Here is a 20,218-nt window from a genome sequence, read left to right as displayed (position 1 = left end):
AAAGGACAACATGATGAAAAAATTTGTGGATTACCTACCGTTTATCGGTACCTTAGCCTTTTTGATTGGGTATATGTACCATATGGAAGCATTGAATATCGTCATGGGGCTGAGTTACGTGCTATGGGGTATTTTGAAACGGCGTGAGACCAAAAAAGCAGCGTTTACATTATCTGCATTACTGGGTGTGGCCATTATTTTTGTTGAACTTGTCGTCATGGCTGGTTGGCGGTAAATGAAAAGTCCGAAACAGCATTTTGTTTCGGACTTTTTGCGGTAAATTTATTTTTCGGTGGTCTCGCTGACCTTAACCATGCCACCATCTGGAATATCGGCGACATTAATGACGTTGGTATTCGTCTGTTTGATGGTTTTGACAACCTTGTTATGCTTATCTAATACTTGAACCTTTAACCAGCCGGACTGTTGTTCACTGGTTGACCAGTTGGCTTGCCAATTTGCGGCAGCGCGGGTACCAAAAATGGTTTTAACAATTGGTGTTGTGCCAGCTTCAAGCTGTTGCTTAGGCACAAAGAACAAGCCGGCAACAATTGCAATGACACCAATCAAAATAGGGAAACGAGATTTTGCGTCAGATTTTGTGTTATAAAAAATCATGCCGATTACCGCGACGATGGCGGCCAAAATAAATAGACTAAGTGGCATCATATGGACGAACCCTTTCTTATAGTTAGTTTTAGTATATCGTAAATTTAGTTTAGCGACGTATTTTAACTTTCAATTTGTCAGAAATGTTACAACGCGTCATAATATTGACATAATAAAAGTGTGAATTGGGGATGAATGCTATGAAGATGTGGCAAACAAGTTTATTGGTGACGTTTGGGATTGCTGGCTTGATTGGAACGACTACGCCAGTGGCTGTACATGCGGACGGCGTGCAAAGTAGTCAATCAGCAACAACCGCAACTGTACAGTCGAACATTAACTATACATTGGCAGGGGATGCCATTGCAGTCCAAAAGTTGCGGTTGGGTAAAACCATGACTGACGGCACCACCTTGGTTAAGATTTACTACATGAAGGCTGGTGAAACATTAAAGCTGTCGGGCCCATATACCGATTTGGGCGGTTACACAGTGACGTCAACCGACTTGCCTAAGATTGATACAGAGAAGTACGTCTACGTGTTGAATGATGAGGGGTTGTCACAAGATGGACTGACATTGAATCATCAGGATCCAGCAACCAAAATGTCGAAGGACGAACCCAAGTTTAGTCAGTACAGCCAAACCTGGGCCAAGCATTTGTCAAAGAAGCAGGTCGCTGCCATTAACGAATACAGCAAAAATTATGGTGATATGAATAACTGGTTACGCGGTATGGATAAGCATGCCTCAAAAGCAACCAAGGCCGAAATTAAGTCAATTGACACGGCGTTCAAGCGATTTAAGAATCCCAAGGCAACCACGGTTTGGCGTGGCTTGTCGACGGATGGCTTTAAGGCCGGGTTGACTGGCAAGTTACGGGTTGGGGCAACTTACCGTGATAAAGGTTATATGAGTGCCACATTTGACCAAGAAATTGCTAAGAAGTACGGTACGGGCATCGTCCTTGAAATCACGTTGCCAAAGGGCAAGTCAACAGGTGCCTATATCGGTAACTTGTCAGATTGGAAGATTGAGAAAGAATATTTGATCAAGCACGGCAGTCAGTTTAAGGTCACTGGGATTGCTGATTTAGGCGATAACAAGTTAGTTAGTCTGAAGTATGTGAAGTAGTATAATGAACGCGCAGACAGAAACTTTATAAAGCTACGGACGGAGGGTGCGCAATGAACGAAAAAATATTAACAGCTGCCAAAGTGTTATATGACTTTCATCATCAAGAACGACCTACCAATCACGCAGATTTTATCCTGACGATGGGATCGCACGACCTACGTCCGGCTGAACATGCTGCCAAGCTATTTCTGCAAGGTAAAGCTGACTTCATTGTGGCGGCTGGTGGCTTTGGTAAAATTACTCGTGATCTCTGGCGAATTCCGGAAGCTGAAAAATATGCAGAGATCATGCGGGCAGCTGGTGTACCGGCTGATAAAATTTTCATTGAAAATGAGTCGACCAATTCTGGTCAAAACTTTCAATTTACGAAGCGCTTGTTGGCATCGAAGCAGATTACCGTCCGAAGTGGCCTGATTGTCAGTAAGACGTATCTCGGTCGCCGGGCGATGGCGACAGCGCAACGACAATGGCCTGAAGTTGATTGGTATATTGATTCACCAGCCATGCCATTTGAACAATATCCAACCAATGATGTACCGCTTGAACGGATGATTGCGCTAATGGTGGGCGATACGCAACGTTTGTTGACGTACCCGGACCAGGGTTTCCAGGTTCCAGTAACTATGCCAGATCAAGTTCTAAGGGCGTATGAATACCTAATTGCGCAGGGTTATACGACCTATTTGCAGTGAATTTAATCATTTTAAAAGGGTGTAACCAGTCGACTTGCCAGCGACGGTTACACCCTTTGTATTAGTTATTATGCAGTTTGTGGCCGGAACCATAAGTAAGCACCATAGAGCCCATTAATCAAAGTGCTAATTTGCAGCACCAACATCGATAGAGCCGCAGCGCCGCCATGACGGAGTTGTACAGCCCAAATGATGACATTAATGACGTCCAGAATGAGCCAAGCAACCCACTGTGACCGGTACCCGTAGGTCATTAAAATCTGGCCAATAACACCCAGCACCAGCAATGAGGCATCCAAATAGATTTGATTACCGTGTAGTGCATGGGATAGCGCGACGTTTGCACCATATAATAGCAGTGAAAAGCCAATGGCCCAAATGACCATCGTGTTGGTGAGCCGTCTTGGTACAACGGCATCATTTTGCGAGGCAGCAATTGACTGGTGCCAAACGGCAATACCAACGAACTGTGCGATAAAATAGAACAGTTGTGATGATATGTCGCCAATTAACCGATTATGAAAGGCAATTACCAGCCAAGTACTGGTTGAGATTAAGCCCCAACCGTAATTCGTTAACCGCCCACGATCAACCAGAATTAAGTTGAATGCCGTGGCAAACGAGGTTAATAAGCCAATCCACCCAATTGTTGAGTAATCGCGCTGGAAAGCAAAGGCGATAACCGAGGCGGTCAACATACTGCCAAGTAACAGGTGCTCCCGTCGATTTAAGGTGACGAGTTCCCGGACCATTGTGACCGGGTTAATAGCATCCCACAATTGGTGAGGTGCTGGGATGGTGCGACGCATTGCCAATGTGGCTGATGCGAGCGAGTGATATGAGAACATAGGTGTTCCTCCGATTGTTGAAAACCCACCGATTCGGTAACGTGGGCGCATGCGACATGCGACTGGTACAAAAATTGTACCGGCCGGTTTGTTTTTTGAGAGGCGGTTGTATCCCGTAAAACCCTCTGAGCTGTTTAACGACAAGCTCCGGTCGGCGCTGCTAAAATGTCAACGTGGCATAACTTTAACGCCAAAGGGACATAATAGCAAGCGTGAATTTAATAAGTAAAATATCCGCTTTTCAACACCCGAAAAAGTGCTAGACTGTCCGTAAGGGGGTAGTACGATGTTTTTTAATAAGCAACGCCGTATTGATCGGCTGGAGCGGGCTCAAGTTCTAGATGCAGTGATGGGACTGCAGCAGGTATTGAACGAGGCTGATGTGATTAATGAACTTTTGCTGGTGGCCCAACGCGTGGCAACCCGTATGGAACGAGGCGAGGATGCCCGTCGGTGGGCGAACCGCTTAGTGGCCTATATTGATTTTAGCGTTTTCAACCGCACCTTCACCTTGCCGGATGGCGCTGCGCCTTATGTGGCGCAATTACGTGAAATTGGTAAACTGGCTGGCGTAAACGGTGCTTATCGGACAGATTATGGGTCTGCCGCCCAATTCTAATCAAAATGAAAACCGCGTACCCATGTGGATACGCGGTTTTGTTAGTCAAATTGCGTTAAATCTTTTTGAATGAGACGCTTCAAGGTTTGTAGTTGCAACTTTGATAGACCGGCCGACTCAATCAAGGCAACGATTTCTTCCATGTCGGTATCAATCTCAGTAAATTCCAAGGGTAAGGTCTCGACGCTGTTATCACGGCTGTCGGTGTAGCCCAGCAAGTAATTGACTGAAACGCCCAGTACGTTCGCGACGGCCTCGACGTGAGCAATGGTGGGCTCTTTAAACTTCCAACCGTAAATGGTGTTTGTGCCTAATTCGGCCACATTATTAATAGTTCGAAGGGAATAGCCTTGTTCATCTGCAATTTCTTTAATGCGATTAAAAGTAATGGGTGTGAATGCTGCCATATGAAAGCTTCTTTCTAGCCGAATGCGACTATGTGATACTTCTATTGAACCCCATTAGCGGTGGATCCGTCAAACGATTATATAGCGAACAAGGAAATAACGCCATTTTTTCGGACTTTTGCCCATTTACTTACAAAAAGTATTAAAATAACATGAGGGAGATTAAAAGTGTTATCACCCATTTAAAATGTCAGTCACAAAGTCATGATCCGCAACTGTGGTAGGTTGTGAACGTGACTTTTCGTTTTTGGTCCATTGGTTGACAGAAAGTATTAAGCAACACGTTTCGACGTGTGCAAAGAGGGATTTAATATGGCAAACTTTGATGCATCAAGCACAGGAATTGGTAACATCCACTACGGGTTCACGAAGTCAACGGGGATTGACACGGCACCCGTCATTGAAACCCAAGGGTTGAACAAGGGGGCGTACCATGCGCAATTGGTTGAACGGTATACCCAATTGTTGACGCAACGTGACCACGTGTCATACGCGGCCATTCGGCAACAATTGCACGTTGATGATACGACGATTCACCAACTAGCGCGTGAAACAGGACTCTCAGCTAAATAAGGGTTGCTGTCGTTGGAAGGGGATGATATCGGCATGACTAGACAGAACGATCGAAAAAATCTTGAAAAACGACTTGCTGACTTAGAGAAAGATCGCGATGAAATGGCGGCTGAACTGGATTTGAAATCAAATCGAGGGCGGCTGTTGGAACATCGTGATGCATTGCGCTTTGACTACTTAGAGACGCAAAATGCGTTGCTACTTAATCAACAAGCGGAACTGTTGACGTTGGTCACAACGCTCGAAAAGAAACTGGCGCAATTGACACAAGACAATTAACTAAAAGCACCGGACTCACGCAGTTGCGTAGGTCCGGTGCTTTTTCGCATCAAGAATATTGTGATTGTTGAGATTATAGAAGGTGTGGCACGATGCGGAAGCCACTAAGTAAGTGTACGCCGAATACACGCGGTTACGGCAAAGTTCCACTATTCAGGTATTAGTCAGTCTAACAACAACGTATTCCAGACATCTGTGCCACGTGTTCTGGAAAGGACTACACTAATGGAGGGTTCAAAACATGCCGTCAAATTGTGTCGCTTTGCCAACTGACTTTTCTCAAGCAGCATGATATTGAACCGTTATTTTGGGATGACCACATCACCGTGCACAGCGAGGCCGGTAATGTGGTCTTTTTGGTATATGCCCAAAGACGCAACTTCTGCCAAACACTGGGGTGGCGTGCTATGCTAGAAATAGTGATTTTCACACATGGTGTTTGGCAACACCGCAAGAGAATAATGAGATTTGAGGGTATTGAGATGGCAAAGGTTAATAAGAAACAACTGAAACATTTATTACAGCAACAAACACAAGTGACCCGTACGACTAAAACGACGACGCCACTTGCACAAACGGTCCAACACAAGTTATTAAACTTGCAGGAGTTAATGGGCCGATCAGTAGCTCAGAAAAGTGTGGTTCATACGAAAGCAGCAATTGTCTTGCAACAACTGCAGGAGACACTGATGGCTGCATTTCCAAATGAGGAGCAACCACTTGCGTTGACTGAATATGAGGTGAAGCCACATTTGGGTCGTTACATGGTCACGCACGCCGACCGTGGCGATATCATGATGGAATATGAAGACTTCGCAACCGCGGTATCAATGATGGTGAAAGGGACGCGCTCGTATGCTGATCTACAGGCGTTGTTACAGATCGACGACGCGATGCAACTTGAAGACTATTTCGAACTCAGACCAGATGATAAGGTGACACCTGCTCGCCGACCAGCTAAACCGTTGAAGCGCCGGATGACTGACATGGCGGTTGCTCAGGACCCCCAGCCGGATACCACAGTGACGGATTTGCAAAGTGAAATCAACCGATTAAACAAGGCCAACAAGACCTTAAAGAAGGAAGCGCAAGCCAACATGGCCCGGGCTGTCACTGCTGAAAACGAAGCAGATAGTCTTCGCCAAGACCTGGCCAACGTCGAGACATCCGTAAGCGCGACAACCGACGACCAAGCGGCGTTACAGGCCCAACTTAAGCAGCAAGCGACTGAGCTTGCCGCTGCTAATAACATGTTGATGACCTATAAAAAGCGTCTCGATGAATTTGAGATTGCGGATGGTGAGCAAGACAATAACCGGCGCGAGAATGAACAACTCCGTCAGCAAGTGCGTGAATTGGCAGCTAGTCAACAAGCGTTGCAAGCTGATTTAGCGCAAGCGCAACAGGAAAACGACCGGTTACACGGTGAATTAGCCCAGACGGCTGTTACCCAACCACAGCCAACGATGACGGCAACTGGGCTGTTTAATGATACCAATGCGGTGACCATTATGAATGTCTTGGCAGAGAAAATTGCAACGCTGCAACAAGGTGTGCCGGCGACACCGGTAACCGAACCAGCTGAAGTCGCAAGCGAACCAACGCCAACGGAACCAGTACCGGCCGCTGTTACCCCAGCCACGCTGACAAACCGGGAGATGATGGATTTACTAATCGCAAACTTGTCGGCAGATACGGTTACTGATTATGTCCGGCTTGATCGCTTGGTTGATAAGTACAACACGTTAACTAATGATGAAAAATCACTTTGGCAGCAGGTGCAGGGGCAATTCGTGAAAAATGCCGGCTATTGGGATTTTGTGACCCTGAATGATGTGACGTATAGCAGTTTGGATGACCAGATTGACTATAATGGCATTGATACGGCCACAATTGCCGAGCACGTTATTTATTCAGCTAAGGTGCGGTCAGATACAAATGTGGTTGTCATCTTGCGGAGCCTCCGGGCGATTGATGAATCAGCGACCAAAGTAAAAGATGAGCCGGCCGAACCGGAGACGCATGATACTGATGACCGCTTAGCTGGTAAACGGGTGATGATTGTTTCCTGGTTTGGTCAGTCAGCCGGGATGGCTAAGCGCCGTATTGAAGAATATGGTGCGGCAGTTGACTGGATTGATACCTCAAAGATTGGTGAGGGCAAAGTCAATGACATGCTGTGGAACGATAAGTATGATTTGAAGATTGTGGTGATGAATGGTTCGCATCACCACACGGTCTGGGAAGCTTACGAAGTCATTCGCAAGGATCCTGAATTGAATGTGCGGGTGGAGGCCAACCCAGGTGTTTCAACGATGCTCAACATGGCCTTAGCCTTAGCTGACTAAAAGTTTGGATGCCCGGTTTTTGACCGGTTCTCGGTATAATGACGGTAAACAACCGTGAAACTAGAGGAGGACGGTCTAATGACACCAACTGAGTTAGAAAAATTAAAGCAAGCACAACATCAGCCGGATTTAAGCGGTCTGGCTGTTTCAGGGCTTGGATTTGCACATGGTAAAAATATGACGTTACTTGACGATGTTGTTTTGGATGATGCTGGCAACCCGGTCATTCACTCGAAAGAGCAATTGGCATTTGCTTTGGATCACAAGTTCGGCAAGTTTGTGACGCGTGGGGAAGCGAACGATGTCATGTGGGCATTTTTCAATGACGAACGGGTTCAGAAAAATGCGACCACGACATACAATGCCCAATTGGGGATGGCGGCGATGACCTTGAACACGGCCGCTTTAGAAAAAGTTGTGAAGTTGCTACGCTTGTTTATCAAAATTGGCGGACTACTCGTTAAACTTATTCGGGAGGCCAAAAATATTCGGGCTGAATTTGTCTCAGATGGCGTGAATAACACGGCGACCCCGGATGAAACAACTTGGACCGTTGATTGCTGAGCTTGGTGCAATTAACAAACTGATTGAAACATAAAAAATGAGCGCACAACCTCAGAAATCGGGTTGTGCGCTCATTTTAGTTATCATCCAAATCGTAAACAAAATTGTTGTATTCACAGTCTGGACACGTCCAATATGGGAACTCATTGTTATCATCTTCCCAGGCTAAAACTAGGGTTTAAGTCGTTAGTGTTGAATTCACTACCGCAATTTTCGCAAGTTACTACCATTCTGATGCCCTCCAAATGTTTCCTTTAGAGTATCAATTGGATGTGAGAATTCTAGGAGTAATCGCTGATGAAAATTTTGCATCTAAATTAATGGATGAGAGATAGCTATTTCAAATTAATTGTCCAGTTGATTTCGCCATCGTAGTCGACAGAAGCAAGTTTAATGTCATTTTCAGGGTTTCCTTCACCAACCAAGGTTCCTGAAACGGTTGCGTTAGGTTGTAAAGTACCTGAATGTAAATCATCTGATACGACGGGATTTCCCTGTTCATCACTACCGGCATAAGAATTCATATCCGTTTGATTGCCATTATCATCGAGCTTAAAGTCATACGGGTTATAGCTGACAGATTTATTTCCCGTGTTCTTAAGAGTAACGTTCACTAGGATAAACTGAGTACCAGCTTTCGGCGTTGTGTATTCGGTTCCTTGCGTGAATTTAACATTGTTGACCTTAATTTCCAGTCCGTTTTGCTGTTTAACGGTCTCGCTCAATTTGAAAGTTTTCTTTGTGGTATCGTCTTTCTTCTCTGATGAAGCAGTTGAAGAAGCGGTTGAGGTGACATTTTTGTCTGATTTCCCAGTGGCATCATCAATCGCTTTCGAGTACAAACCTTGAGTAGCTAATACAACTATGATTGATAAAACTGACAGAATAGTCGCGATGAGTGCAATTGTCTTTTTATTCTTGCGATTAATCACAAGTGCAATAACACCCAATATGATACCAAGAACAGCAAAAATGGCTGCTATATTATTTACAATTGGTACCCAAGATAAGATCAGCGCGAAAATGGCGATAATCAATGCAATGATACCAAGAACCTTTTTTTCTTTTGCTTTTTCCAAAACAAAGACTCCTTTTGCAGCTTTTAACGTCGATCCTATCTGGACGTGTTTAATGCAATAGAGAAAATTTTATTTCTATCGTATTTGCATAAAAGGTATCAGATAATTATGACGATTTATTGATTGGGCTCTCAGAACAAAAAAATCCCCCCGTAAAGCAATTTTTGCCTCTGGGGGAACTGATGATGTCTGTAATTCTGGCGGGAGAATACATTTATAAATCTCTGAGAAATTACCATTAATGAGGATGGTTAGTTCTGGTGTCACCACAATACCGGACTTTTGCATTTATTTTTAGTAAGCGAGTTAAGATGTAAGCGTAACATACACACTAGCTGAGAAACGGAAGGTCGAAGTGATGTCGATTAATTTTGCAGCGTTCTCGAACCAGGATATTATTGCGGCTTTGCAAACGCAGGTCGTAACTGGTGATGTCTTAACTGATCAAGACACATTGTATAAGTATAGTGATGATCAATATTCAGTGGTTGACCAAGTAATCCTACCACTCGCCGTCATTGAAGCGGCCACGATTGCAGATGTGCAAGCGGTATTGGCCGTAGCCCGTCAGTACCACTTGGCGGTTATTACCAAGGCAACGGGTACCAGTGTGGTATCCGGATCACGAGGCCGGTCAGGTGCGGTGATTTTGTCACTTGATCGCATGAACCATATTTTGGAAGTGAATCCCGATGACTCTGTAGCAGTTGTTGAGCCAGGGGTAATTAACAACGATTTGGATAAAGCTGCCCGTGAAGTTGGTTTCTTCTACGCGCCTGACCCAGGCTCAAAGAACATCAGTAGTATTGGTGGTAATGTGTCAACAAACGCTGGTGGTATGAGTTCCGTGCGTTATGGCGTCACCAAGGATAATATTCTTGGTGTGAAGGTTGTGCTTGCGGATGGCCGTTTAGTGACGTTAGGTGGCCGTACGCTGAAGCAGGCGTTTGGGTATGATTTGACACAATTGTTTGTTGGGTCGGAAGGAACGCTAGGTGTGATTGTTGAAATCACCGTCAAGCTGAGTCCAATTCCAGTAGGGACGCCCTTAACTGGGATTGCGTTCTTTAAGGATATGGCTGATTTAGCTAAGTGAACCGGGGCCTTGCGTCGTTCAGGTGTCTACCCAACCATGCTGGAAGCGCTCGACGCAGCAACTGTGGCTGCTTTGGACCGTTTTGAAGGCACGCACTACGCTGACAAACACGCGACGATGCTGATTTTCAAGCTGGATTTCTCAACACCTGAAATTCTCAACATTAGTGAGCAAACGTTGACGGCGAATGGTGCTTTTGACGTTCAGGTAACGGATGATCCTGAGCAGGCAGCGGCATTGCTTAAGTTGCGCCAGGATATGTTGCCAGCTATTTTCAAGGATAAGAACCACGTCATGGAAGACATGGCCTTGCCGTTGTCACAAATGGCCGGCATGATGGATTACATCACGTCACTGGGCGAGAAGTATGGTCTTGAGTTATATGTTGCTGGGCACGCTGGGGATGGTAACGTCCACCCGTCAATTGTTTGGGACCAAAATGTGACCGAGCCACCAGCTGGTGCAGCGGAAGCAATTAGCGATATGTTCAAGGAAACGATTCGCCGTGGTGGGACGATTTCAGGTGAACACGCGGTTGGTTTGCAGAAAAATCAGTGGAACAATTATGAACTCGGGGAGACGGATTATTTGCAACACCAAATCAAAGCCTTATTGGATCCAATGGGCCTATTGAACCCACAAGTAAAGATTAATTAATCATCAAAGCGTGCAAGTTGTAACATTCTTGCACGCTTTGTCATTTTTCTCTCATTTTCACTGGAGAATTGGGACCGATTAGGCGTATAATTTGGTCACTCGGGGGAGGGGATTATTCATGAGATTAGACTTTTTAACACACCACGATTTTATGAATCGTGAGTTAAGCTGGATGGCCTTTAATGAACGGGTTTTGGCGCTGAGTCAAGATGCGGGCCAGCCGCTTTTGGAAAGAGCAAACTTTTTAAGTATCACGCAGAGCAATTTTGATGAATGGTACATGGTCCGCATGGCGGATTTGATTCGTGATATTCAAGCTGGGGATGATAAGAAGGATCCGGCGGGCATGACGCCACAACAACAAATGAACGCGGTACGTCATGCCATTCGCAAACAGTTGCGGCACCAATACCAGAGTTATGAAGCTTTGAAAGTTGCTTTGAGCAATGTGCATTTACCGATTTTGCCGGTGGCGGATTTAAAGGCACATGACCGGGCAGCGGTCCGCCGGATTTTTCAGCAGACGATTCAGCCAGAGTTGACCTTAAAGACAATGGACGCGACCAGTCTATCAGAAGTATCCAACGGGACGATTAACTATGTCGTTGGTCATACGGGGGATGCCGATTGGACGACATTTGCCTTGCCAGCGACGACACCACGATTTATCCGCGTGCCGGGACCTAACAGCCGCTTTGTCACGACGACCGATGTCATGACGACGTACATTGCCGATTTAGCGACTGACTTGGCTGATAAGCAGGTGTATCAATTCCGTATCTTGCAAGATATGAGCATGCCTATTTTGCCAAAGTCAACGACTGATGTGGTGGATGCCATTCAAGCAGAGGTTAATAAACGGGCGACGGCGCCAGCAATTAATTTAACGGTTTCGGCGCAAATGCCAGCCGAATTGAAACGCCATTTGCAGCAGGTTTTGGGCGTTGACCGGCTTCACGTCTTTAAGGTTAAGGGCCCACTGGCGTATGATTTTGTGACTGAATTAAATGACTTATTGAAGCAGGAGGACCAAGCTGCTGAGTTTGCCTTCTTGCATTATCACCCATACCGGCCACACCAGGTGAAGGCGCTGGCAGGGGCTGATATTTTTGATAACATTGTGGCGCAGGATTACCTTGTGCATCATCCGTATGACAGTTATGACGCTGTGTTGAATTTCTTCCAGCGGGCCGCGCATGATGACTTGTTGTCAGAAATTGGCATTTCTATTTATCGGGTGTCGCATGATTCACCAATTGTGGCGGCGCTCACGCAAGCAGCCCAGGAGGGTAAACACGTGGTGGCGCTAGTTGAGATTAAGGCCCGGTTTGATGAACCAAACAACTTGAAATTGGTCGATACACTACAAGCTGCTGGCGTGACCGTATTTACAAGTTTTCCAGCGATGAAAGTCCACGCCAAGATGGCCTATGTTGTCCGTGACGGTCGCACGATTGTTCATTTGGGAACGGGTAACTACAACGATAAGACGGCTCACTTTTACACGGACTTTGGTTTGTTTACTGCTGATGAGCACATGGCGGCTGATGTCCGGCGTGTGTTTGCTTATGTGACGGGGCAAGCATCACAACCGCAAGAACTGGCTGACATTCGAATTGCACCAAATATGTTGCGGGCGACCTTGATTGAACAGATTGATGAAATGATTGTCGCAGCCGATGCTGGTAAACGCCCCGAAATCTGGTTCAAAGTGAATTCCATTTCGGACCAGGAGTTGATTGAACGGTTGTATATCGCGAGCCAAGCCGGGGTGCACATTCATTTGCTGGTCCGGGGGATTGCAACAGCGATGCCGAACCTGCCGAATGTGAGTGAGAATATCCAAATCCGTTCAATTGTTGGGCGGTTACTCGAACACTCACGGATTTATCTGTTTAAACGGGACAAAGAGGATGTGACGGTGTATCTGGCGTCTGCGGATGCGATGCCTCGTAACTTTGACCGGCGCGTAGAACTGCTGTTTCCAATTCACGATGCGGCGTTGAAACACCGTATTCGTAAAATTTTCCGGCAGATGTGGGCAGACCGCGCGCAAAGCTTCAATAAAACCCGTAATGGGCGGTATGTCCGACGTAAGTTACAGGCGGATTCAGATCCGGTACCGGTGCAAGAACGCTTATTAATCGCAGCTGAAAATGAAAACGACTAAAACTGGAGGAGAGAGATTATGCCTACATTAGCAATTTTGGATCTTGGTTCAAACTCGGTTCGCATGATGGTCAATCGCATTAATGCAGATGGGTCATATGAAGTATTAGACCGCCGTCAAGAAATGGTGCGAATGTCAGCGGGGATGGGCGATGAGAAAGTGATTCAACCGGATGCGATTGACCGGACAATGGTGGCACTGGCTGAATTTAAAGAAATTTATACGACATTTGATGAACAGGTACACGTGCGGGCCGTTGCAACGGCTGCTGTACGTCAGGCCAGCAATCAAGCGGAGTTTTTAGCGCGCTTTAAAGAAACGATGGGCTTTGACTTGACCGTGATTTCAGGCGATCAGGAAGCGGTGTATGACTTCAAAGGCGTTATGAATTCGTTACCGGTTAATGATGCGCTGATTTTGGATACCGGTGGGGCGTCGACTGAAATGATTTTAGTGAAGTCCGGTAAGATGGTGCAACGAATCAGTGTACCAATCGGGGCCGTCAATATTACGGAAGCCCACTTGGAGAAAGACCTGGTTAGTGCGAAGAGTTTGTTCAACGCATTGACGGCGACGAATAAATATTTCCATGATATTGCTTGGTTAGCAAATGCGGTGAACTTGCCGATTATTGCAATCGGTGGATCTAACCGAACGTTGGCTAAGATTATGCGTCACCGTCGTAATCAGTTGGACTTACCCGTGCACGGTTATCAAATGACTAAGGACGAGGTCGATGATATTTTTGCTGAGTTGTTGGGTGATAACAAGGCGGAGCGCATTGGAATTCGTGGTCTGTCGAAGGCTCGTGGCGATATTATTATCGGGGGCGTTTTGCCAATTGTGACGTTATTGACGATTATCGATAGTAATAAGGTCATCTTCTCGCAGTCAGGTATACGTGAAGGCGTGCTGTTTGCGACGATTGAAGAGTTAACTAATCAGCATGTTTTGAACCCTGAGGCGCGTCAATTAACGATTGATGCCGATTAAGGGCCATTTTTACGCCACCTATTTTGGGCAGGTGTACACTATTCGTAAATAAGAAAAGAAGGCAAGAAACATGAAGGCAGTTGTACTAAATCGGTTAGGTGATTTCGATTCATTAGTTGATGCAGAGGTCCGTGATTTGAAGGTGTCAGCTGATGAAATTTTGGTTAAGACACGCGCGGTTGCAGTGGATCCAATTGATATTAAGATTGGGAGCGGTAGCCGTGGCGGTCGAGATGGCATGATTTTGGGTTCGTCGGTGGCTGGGGATGTTGTTGCGGTTGGTCGCAATGTTCGTGGCTTCAAGGTTGGTGATCGGTTGGCCGCTAATGTCCGTGGCGGTGAAACCTACGCAGAAGAAGTATTAGTGCCGGAGCGATTGGCGGCACACATTCCTGATAATGTGACATACGCGGCCGCGGTGTCGGTTGTGCTCGGTGGCCAAACTGGATACAGTGGCATTGTCCGCGGATTGCAAGTTAAGGCTGGCCAACATGTTCTGGTTCACGGTGGCTCGGGTTCAGTTGGATTAATGGCAATTCAGGCCGCACTGGATGCTGGTGCCGAAGTGAGCGCCACGGCCAGTGGCTGGGGCTTACAAATGTTGCGCGAGAAGTTCCCGCAAGTGACGGTCTTTGATTATAAGACGGATGATGTTACGACTAACGGGGCTGTGTATGATGCAGTTTACGATACGGTCGGTTCAGATCGGGTGTTGGCGGCCTCATTTAAGGCTACTAAGCAAAATGGTCATGTCTTGTCGATTGTATCGCGTTCACATCGTGATCCACGTTTTGTTCATTTCTTTAACCAAGCGAGTGGTGAAACGGTTCAGACTTTGTTGGATCGTTTGAGCAGTGGTCGCTTTATCAGTGTGATTGATAGCGAATTACCATTGAGCGCTGATAATGTGCGGTTGGATTATGCACGTCTGCAACAGGGTGGCGTGCACGGTAAGTTGATTTTGACGGTTGAACGTTGATATTAAAAAATATATATAATGAATTTTAATTTAAATTTGTATACACTTTTGGAAGCCTCATTTTGGGGCTTTTTTCTTTTATTATTTATTTGTTTACATTACTATATGAACAAAACCCTACTTTTGCAATGTAATGGTAAAATGAAAGATATAGTATGTTGACATACCTTGATAATTAATGTGGAGGAACGTGCCGGTCAACGGCGCCGCAAAAAAATGAAAATTACTAATGAAATGCGACCCATCGATCCAGTTACCTCAAGTGACATTCAGGAAAATGTAATTAAGGAGACGATGCCAGATATCTTAGATATTTTACTTGTGGATAGAACTACATCTGATGCTAAGACACGGCGAAATATTATTTGGGCGAACGATAATTATCTTGGTTATGGTATTAAGGACTATGCGCCAACCGCTCAAATAAAGCCAGACCTTATTACTGGCCTTTCAGATGGCATTATTAAACCTCGTGCGTTAAAGACGAGGGAGCTTCAAAAGGAACGAACTAAGACTAAGGCGGAAGTTTTTACGCCGACTTGGATTGTTGATATGCAGAATTCAGAGGTGAATAAGCAATACGAAAATGATGACTTGGAAACGTATACCAAACGTCGTTGGCTGGAAATAACCGCGGGTGAGGCTCCTTACATGGCATCACGATACGACATGGAAACTGGTGATACGATCCCTATCGCTGACCGTGTTGGGTTTGTCGACCGAAAAATGAAGCGTATCAACCTAGAAGTTTCTGACAAAGCTGAGTGGCAGAGACTTGCCGAAGAAGCATACAAAGCAAGTTTTGGGTTCGAGTGGAGTGGTGATTCACTACTTTTAGCACGTGAAAATCTGCTTTACACATATCGTGACTATTACTTTGACAAGTGGGGCGAAGAACCACTATATGGTTTGTTTGAGAAAATAGCTGAAATCATCAGCTACAATATTTTTCAAATGGACGGCCTGAAGTACATTGTGCCGCTTACAGAGAAAAAAGAACGAAACATGAATCGACAAATGGACTTGTTTGGGATGCTTGGTTTTGATGATGAAGCCGACGACAAAGAGGATGACGAGTGGATCGTGAAGCCCGGAAAGCGGGTAAAAGTCATGAACTGGGAGAAAAATAAAATGGAGCCTTTTGATAAGGAGTTACACTAATTATGAGTGAGAAAACGCAGATAAAAACAACTAAAATTATTTACCCACAAATCTATGCCTACACATTGCCACAACGACAAGAGGACGCGGGATGGATTAAGATTGGGTACACGGAACGTGAGGATGTTGAAACGCGAATCAAGGAGCAGACAAAAACAGCTGCGCTCCAAGAACCGTACAATGTGCTTTGGCATCACGCAGCACGTTTTAGCAACTCAGACGAGTGGTTCAAGGATAAGCCATTGCATGCTTATTTACGCAAGTTCAAAGGTGTGGATCAACGACCACACACCGAGTGGTTCTACTACAATGGAACCCCGGAACGTGCCGAGGAAGATTTTGAAGATTTTCGAAGCAATGTAAATGACCAGGCTAAACAAGAGCTGGAGTACCGGCTTCGCACAGAGCAACAAGCTGCAGTAAGCCAGACGTTGGAGTATGCACAAGGGCATCCGGGTAGTGAGTTTTTGTGGAATGCTAAGCCACGTTTCGGAAAGACATTGACTACGTACGATTTGGCCCGACAAATGCACGCAGAAAACGTATTGGTAGTGACGAATCGTCCGGCCATCGCTAACTCTTGGTTCGATGACTTTGAGAAGTTTATTGCTTGGCAGACGAACTATAAGTTCGTTTCAACATCGGACTCTCTCAAGGATCGACCGGTGCTAACCCGTGAACAGTACATTGAGAGTCTAACGGACAATACGCGACAAATTGCTTTCATTTCTCTCCAGGACTTGAAGGGGGCCATCGCCTTCGGTGGTGGTTATGACAAACTTGCTTGGGTCAAGCAAATCAATTGGGATTTGCTTGTTGTTGACGAAAGCCACGAAGGAGTCGACACGTTTAAGACTGACGTTGCTTTCAACGAGATTAAGCGAAACTTCACGTTGCACTTATCGGGAACTCCATTCAAAGCCGTCGCGGAGGGCAAGTTCGCAGAAGAGCAAATATTCAACTGGACTTACACAGATGAACAAGAGGCAAAGGTGAACTGGCCAGTTGAGTCAGAAGAGAATAACCCCTATGCATTGTTGCCACGTCTAAGTATGTTCTCGTATCAGATGAGTCAGATGATTACTGATGAAGTGAACCAAGGCGCGAACATTGAAGGTGAAAGCAAGGAGTATGCTTTTGACCTTAACGAGTTCTTTGAGACGGATGATCAAGGAAAGTTTGTCCATGAATCAGATGTCAAGAAGTGGTTGGATTCTCTAACGCACAATGAAAAGTATCCTTTCTCAACGCATGCGCTACGTAACGAACTAAAGCATACCTTCTGGATACTCAATCGTGTCGCAAGTGCTAAGGCACTTCAAAAGTTGCTAGAGAAACACCTTGTTTTCGAAAATTACAAAATCGTTCTAGCCGCTGGGGATGGTCGTGCAATTGACGATGATCAAACCATTAACGAAAAGTCACTAGACAGGGTGCGTGAAGCAATTAAGTCAAATGACAAGACCATTACCTTGTCTGTTGGACAACTGACAACTGGTGTCACAGTACCAGAGTGGACGGCTGTCATGATGCTTTCAAACATGAAGTCACAGAGTCTCTACATGCAGGCGGCCTTCCGAGCCCAAAATCCATGGGAATATGAAGTTGACGGGAAATGGCATCAAAAGGAAAATGCCTACGTGTTCGATTTTGCTCCAGAACGCACTTTGCAAGTCTATGATGGATTTGCAAACAACCTAAGTAACAAGACTGCTAAGGGTGGCGGTACGTCAGAAGATCGTAAGGAAAATATCCGCAAGTTGCTTAACTTCTTCCCTGTCATTGCAGAAGATAGTGAAGGGAAGATGGTGGAGCTTGATGTTAATCAAGTGCTGACTATTCCAAAGACTGTTAAGGCACAAGAGGTTGTTCGTCATGGGTTCATGTCTAATTTGTTGTTCCAAAATGTGTCTGGAATTTTCGCATCCGCTGGGGCTCGAGAAATTCTAGAAAACCTGAATCCGGTAGCTCCTGGAAAGTCTGTACCTACTAAGACAGACGAGCCAATCGACACTAAGAATGTACAGGTCGATGATGAAGGAAACGCTACGATTTCTGAAGAAGTTGTTGTTAGCACGACCGCTGCCAAGTTTGGTGAGAAAATCTATGAAGAAGTGCCTGCGGCTGCCCCGGCAGATGTAACACCGGCTACAGATAATCTGGCAAAAACTTTTGCAGATGCATTCAAGGAACGGGTTCAAGAAGGTGCTACCGAGTTGGCAAAGGAACAAGGGGTCACAAAAAAGGCCGCTGAAGCAGTGGTTTCTCAGAGTGCCAACGCCATTGCCCGTGAAGTACAAGTCGAACAAGAGAAGGCTAAAATCAAGCAGAACGAGGCCACGGTTATCTACAAGAGGGAAGTTCAGGAAGCTCAAAGCAACCCAGTGAAGTTAGAAGAGGCGAAAGTTGCCTACGAAGCTAAGCAACAAGAAATCGAACAGAATTTCCGCAAAGAAGTTGAGATTGTTGTGGCTGAGAAGACGAAAGAGGTTGCAAAGGACACTGCAGAGACGATTCTGAAGAAGAGTGAAGAAAAGAAAAAGACAACTGTCGAGGATGACATACGTGCGCGTCTTCGTGGCTTCGCACGCACCATTCCTTCTTTCCTTATGGCATATGGAACCCCCGAAACAACGCTCGCTTCGTTCGATACAACTATCAAGGATGCGGTGTTCCAGGAAGTTACAGGCATCACTCTAGAGCAGTTCCGTACACTACGAGACACGTACAACTTCTTTGATGAGGTGGTGTTTGATCAGTCAATCCAGGAGTTTTTGAACAAGCGTGTCGAGCTGGCGGACTACTTCAATGATGATAACGAAGAAGATATCTTTGATTACATCCCACCACAGCAAACGAACCAAATCTTCACACCGAAGAAAGTGGTGAAGATAATGGTGGATGAATTGATGGAAGAGGATCCTGAAGTATTCAAGGACCCAAACAAGACATTTGCTGACCTCTACATGAAGTCAGGATTGTACATCACGGAAATTGTTAAGCGACTATATGATGGCTTGGAAGAACAAATACCTGATGATTCAAGTCGTTTAAAACATATTTTGGAGAACCAGGTATTCGGGTTTGCGCCCACAGAAATTATCTACAACATCGCCCGTAACTTTATATTCGGGTTTGATAGTGATGCAAAAAATATCAATGATTCACATATCGTCTACCTGGACACAACGCCGTATGCACGTGGTGAAGGGGATTTTGAAGCTAAAATGGACGAGTTGTTTGGAGGTATGAATTAATGAAATTTGATGTAGTGGTGGGTAATCCCCCATATCAAGAAGAATCACAAGGAACGAGTAAACGAGACGAGCCTATTTATCATTTGTTCTATGAATTAGCTTTTAAGGTAGGTACTGAGGTTTCTTTGATTTCTCCGGCGAGATTCCTATTTAATGCCGGTAGCACCCCAAAGCAATGGAATCAAAAGATGCTAAATGATCCTCATGTTAAGGTAGCGTACTACGAGCAAAAGAGTGGCTCAGTATTTCCAAATACGGATATCAAGGGTGGCGTAGCTGTTCTATACCGGAGTGCTGACCAAAATTTTGGAGAAATTGGCACCTTTACTAGCTTTGAAGAGCTGAATTCAATACTAAAGAAGGTGGTATCACTGCCCGGCTTTAGTTCATTTTCAGATATTGTTACTAATCGTGGTTCATATCGCTATTCCGATTTTGCCTACGAAGATCGTCCAGAAATATTAGCGAAGACTTCGGATAGAAGGCTTGCGTCAAATGCTTTCGAAAAATTGAGTGAGATTTTCTATGATGTTCAGCCTAACGACGGAAATGAGTATGCAAAAATACTCGGGCGTGAAAACGCCACTCGCGTGTTTAAATATTTTAGAAGAGATTATTTGCAGGAACCTTCAAATTTTGAAAAATATAAAGTTATTTTTCCGAAAGCAAACGGATCCGGATCGCTCGGAGAGACGTTGAGTTCCCCATTTGTTGGAGTACCGTTAATTGGGTATTTGGAAACATTTATCTC

18 protein-coding genes and 1 pseudogene are annotated in these 20,218 nt (G+C 45.4%); 15 read left to right on the top strand and 4 right to left on the bottom strand.

Going from position 1 to position 20,218, the window contains the following annotated elements; translation table 11 throughout:
* Positions 1–10 precede the first annotated feature (10 nt).
* Positions 11–235: a hypothetical protein gene (locus tag ESE_RS0100840; RefSeq protein WP_134658205.1), complete on the top strand. Its 225-nt coding sequence runs from the start codon at positions 11–13 to the stop codon at positions 233–235.
* A 47-nt stretch (positions 236–282) separates the two neighbouring features.
* Here the strand turns inward: ESE_RS0100840 and ESE_RS0100835 are convergent, their stop codons facing one another.
* Complete coding sequence (locus ESE_RS0100835; RefSeq protein ID WP_010369668.1) at positions 283–669, bottom strand: hypothetical protein; 387 nt, start codon at positions 667–669, stop codon at positions 283–285.
* Between the two features lie 140 nt (positions 670–809).
* On the opposite strand from ESE_RS0100835, the gene ESE_RS0100830 reads away from it, so the two are divergent.
* On the top strand, positions 810–1,742 hold the full coding sequence (locus ESE_RS0100830) for an ADP-ribosyltransferase (protein ID WP_010369664.1): 933 nt from the start codon (positions 810–812) through the stop codon (positions 1,740–1,742).
* A 53-nt stretch (positions 1,743–1,795) separates the two neighbouring features.
* Entirely contained in the window at positions 1,796–2,437 is a 642-nt protein-coding gene (locus ESE_RS0100825) for a YdcF family protein (RefSeq protein ID WP_010369662.1), read from the top strand.
* Between the two features lie 68 nt (positions 2,438–2,505).
* Here ESE_RS0100825 and pnuC read toward each other — a convergent pair whose 3' ends face one another.
* A complete protein-coding gene (gene pnuC, locus ESE_RS0100820) occupies positions 2,506–3,285 on the bottom strand; it encodes a nicotinamide riboside transporter PnuC (protein WP_010369659.1) in 780 nt (259 codons plus the stop codon).
* Between the two features lie 286 nt (positions 3,286–3,571).
* Between pnuC and ESE_RS0100815 the strand changes: the two genes are divergently transcribed.
* Positions 3,572–3,904, top strand: a complete 333-nt coding sequence (locus ESE_RS0100815) for a hypothetical protein (RefSeq protein WP_010369657.1) — start codon at positions 3,572–3,574, stop codon at positions 3,902–3,904.
* A 41-nt stretch (positions 3,905–3,945) separates the two neighbouring features.
* On the opposite strand, the gene ESE_RS0100810 is transcribed toward ESE_RS0100815, so the two are convergent.
* On the bottom strand, positions 3,946–4,311 hold the full coding sequence (locus tag ESE_RS0100810) for a helix-turn-helix domain-containing protein (RefSeq protein WP_010369654.1): 366 nt from the start codon (positions 4,309–4,311) through the stop codon (positions 3,946–3,948).
* A 312-nt stretch (positions 4,312–4,623) separates the two neighbouring features.
* Between ESE_RS0100810 and ESE_RS0100805 the strand changes: the two genes are divergently transcribed.
* The 4 genes from ESE_RS0100805 to ESE_RS0100790 all read left to right on the top strand — a co-directional run bounded on the left by ESE_RS0100805 (position 4,624) and on the right by ESE_RS0100790 (position 8,075).
* Positions 4,624–4,884 carry a hypothetical protein gene (locus ESE_RS0100805; RefSeq protein WP_010369651.1) on the top strand — a complete coding sequence of 87 codons (261 nt, stop codon included), beginning with the start codon at positions 4,624–4,626 and terminating at the stop codon, positions 4,882–4,884.
* A 33-nt stretch (positions 4,885–4,917) separates the two neighbouring features.
* A complete protein-coding gene (locus ESE_RS0100800) occupies positions 4,918–5,163 on the top strand; it encodes a hypothetical protein (RefSeq protein WP_010369648.1) in 246 nt (81 codons plus the stop codon).
* 482 nt (positions 5,164–5,645) lie between these two features.
* Positions 5,646–7,511: a hypothetical protein gene (locus tag ESE_RS0100795; RefSeq protein WP_010369645.1), complete on the top strand. Its 1,866-nt coding sequence runs from the start codon at positions 5,646–5,648 to the stop codon at positions 7,509–7,511.
* A gap of 78 nt (positions 7,512–7,589) precedes the next feature.
* Complete coding sequence (locus ESE_RS0100790; RefSeq protein WP_010369642.1) at positions 7,590–8,075, top strand: hypothetical protein; 486 nt, start codon at positions 7,590–7,592, stop codon at positions 8,073–8,075.
* A gap of 335 nt (positions 8,076–8,410) precedes the next feature.
* Here ESE_RS0100790 and ESE_RS11240 read toward each other — a convergent pair whose 3' ends face one another.
* Positions 8,411–9,154 (bottom strand): DUF4352 domain-containing protein, encoded by a 744-nt coding sequence (locus ESE_RS11240; RefSeq protein ID WP_010369639.1) that lies wholly within the window; start codon positions 9,152–9,154, stop codon positions 8,411–8,413.
* 358 nt (positions 9,155–9,512) lie between these two features.
* On the opposite strand from ESE_RS11240, the pseudogene ESE_RS11235 reads away from it, so the two are divergent.
* The 7 genes and pseudogenes from ESE_RS11235 to ESE_RS0100750 all read left to right on the top strand — a co-directional run.
* A pseudogene (locus ESE_RS11235) lies at positions 9,513–10,907 on the top strand (FAD-binding oxidoreductase).
* Positions 10,908–11,025: 118 nt separating this feature from the next.
* The gene (gene ppk1 / locus ESE_RS0100775) at positions 11,026–13,077 is read left to right on the top strand and encodes a polyphosphate kinase 1 (RefSeq protein ID WP_010369638.1); all 2,052 of its coding nucleotides are present in this window, start codon (positions 11,026–11,028) and stop codon (positions 13,075–13,077) included.
* A gap of 18 nt (positions 13,078–13,095) precedes the next feature.
* A complete protein-coding gene (locus ESE_RS0100770) occupies positions 13,096–14,070 on the top strand; it encodes a Ppx/GppA family phosphatase (protein ID WP_010369635.1) in 975 nt (324 codons plus the stop codon).
* Positions 14,071–14,140: 70 nt separating this feature from the next.
* The gene (locus ESE_RS0100765) at positions 14,141–15,049 is read left to right on the top strand and encodes a quinone oxidoreductase family protein (RefSeq protein ID WP_010369632.1); all 909 of its coding nucleotides are present in this window, start codon (positions 14,141–14,143) and stop codon (positions 15,047–15,049) included.
* A gap of 216 nt (positions 15,050–15,265) precedes the next feature.
* Positions 15,266–16,210, top strand: coding sequence for a hypothetical protein (locus tag ESE_RS0100760; protein ID WP_010369630.1), 945 nt, complete (start codon positions 15,266–15,268; stop codon positions 16,208–16,210).
* Between the two features lie 2 nt (positions 16,211–16,212).
* Entirely contained in the window at positions 16,213–19,467 is a 3,255-nt protein-coding gene (locus ESE_RS0100755; protein WP_010369627.1) for a DEAD/DEAH box helicase family protein, read from the top strand.
* A partial coding sequence (locus ESE_RS0100750; RefSeq protein ID WP_010369625.1) for an Eco57I restriction-modification methylase domain-containing protein occupies positions 19,467–20,218 on the top strand: 752 nt, incomplete at its 3' end. The genes ESE_RS0100755 and ESE_RS0100750, both read left to right, overlap by 1 nt.

Origin of the sequence: Weissella cibaria KACC 11862 (genome assembly GCF_000193635.1) — a bacterium.
GTDB classification, from domain to species: Bacteria; Bacillota; Bacilli; order Lactobacillales; family Lactobacillaceae; genus Weissella; species Weissella cibaria.
The sequence above is the reverse complement of the archived record's forward strand: the minus strand, read 5'-3'. Positions and strand labels throughout refer to the sequence as shown.